The sequence below is a fragment of the Synechococcus sp. R3-13 genome, assembly GCF_047462195.1.
Taxonomy (GTDB): Bacteria; Cyanobacteriota; Cyanobacteriia; order Thermostichales; family Thermostichaceae; genus Thermostichus.
Window position 1 is genome coordinate 1 of sequence record NZ_JANSIO010000426.1, and the last position, 1,313, is coordinate 1,313.

At 60.3% G+C, this 1,313-nt stretch carries 2 protein-coding genes; one reads left to right on the forward strand and one right to left on the reverse strand.

The annotated features are described in order from the left end of the window. Positions 1–310: DnaJ C-terminal domain-containing protein (locus NW856_RS12330; protein ID WP_414400507.1), on the forward strand; the 310-nt coding region annotated here is incomplete at its 5' end. A gap of 140 nt (positions 311–450) precedes the next feature. On the opposite strand, the gene NW856_RS12335 is transcribed toward NW856_RS12330, so the two are convergent. Beyond that, positions 451–1,275, reverse strand: coding sequence for an RNA methyltransferase (locus NW856_RS12335; RefSeq protein WP_414400508.1), 825 nt, complete (start codon positions 1,273–1,275; stop codon positions 451–453). Positions 1,276–1,313: the final 38 nt, after the last annotated feature.

Below are 1,313 nucleotides of genomic sequence, written 5' to 3' on the forward strand. Positions count from 1 at the left end.
CTATCACCTAGAGGGATTCGACGTTTACTGCGATCTGCCCATCAGCCCCAGCGAAGCGGTTTTGGGCGCCCAGGTGGAGGTGCCCACCTTGGATGGGGTGGTGAAGCTGCGGATCCCACCTGGCATGCAGCCGGGGCGAAAGTTGCGGCTGGCGGAAAGGGGATTTCCCAAAGGCAACGGAGAACGGGGGGATTTTTACGTGGTGGTGCAGATCCATTTGCCCACCCAGATCTCCGAAGAAGAGCGAGAACTTTACGAAAAGCTGCAGCGGGTTCAATCCTACGATCCCCGCGCCACCCTTAAGCTCTAGCATTGATATTCTCCGATATTCTCCCACGGCCAAAGCCTCAAGATTCTTGACAAGCGCTCCGCGCCGCCTGAAAGCAGGAAGCCGCCCTTCTAGCTTGCTTCCGGTAGCGGTAGGGCGGGGCTGGAGGCCCAGCCTTGGGGTCAAGATGGGGTCCTGCTGGAATCTGGTTGCGTCGGCGGGACGGGAGCTGCATTTGCTTCCAGAGGTTCCTGACGAGAGCATCCCTGGCTCCATTGCAGTTGCCGCAGGATCCCGCGCAACAAAGCCACCTCGGCTACGGTCAGGCCGGCTCGCTGGAACAGGGCGCGAAACTTGAGCATTTTGCGGCGGGCTGTGTGGGGGTGCAGGTAGCCAATTTGCAGCAACAGCGCTTCTAAGTGGTCGAAAAATCCCTCCAGCAGCTCGAAGGGGGCAAGCCTTTGAGGCGAGGGCATAGGAGGAGCAGGGGAAGGGCTCTGGCAGACGAGGGTGTACAGCTCATAGCAACAAATGGCCACGGCTTGGGCCAAGTTTAAAGAGGGATAGGTCGCATCGGTGGGGATCTGGATCTGGCGATGGCAAAGGGCCAGCTCCTCGTTGCTCAAGCCGCGATCTTCGGGGCCAAACACAAGGGCAGCAGGGCCGGCGGCCAGCAGAGCGGGAAAGGCTTGGCGGGGGGACTGAATTTGCCATTCGGGTGGGTAGGTTTGGCTGCGCCCCGTTGTCCCGAAAACTTGCACACACCCCTGCAGGGCTTCGGGCAAGGTATGCACCTTCTGGGCTTGGTGGAGCAAGTCCGCCCCATGCACGGCTGCGGTGAGCGCCTCGGCATCCAGGGGATCGCATTGGGGATCCACCAGCACCCATTGCCTGAGGCCCATGTTTTTCATGATGCGAGCAACAGCGCCCAAATTGCGTGGCCCAGCCGGCTGCACCAACACAAGCCGCACCTGCGCCAGTTGTTCAGGGCCAGAGTGGGTTGACATACTCCATGCCCTAAAGAGCAAGGATTCTTGACGCTTCA

Excerpts from the sequence above, each read along its gene's own strand:
- NW856_RS12335 (WP_414400508.1), bottom strand. The coding sequence starts at position 1,275 with ATGTCAACCCACTCTGGCCCTGAACAACTGGCGCAGGTGCGGCTTGTG.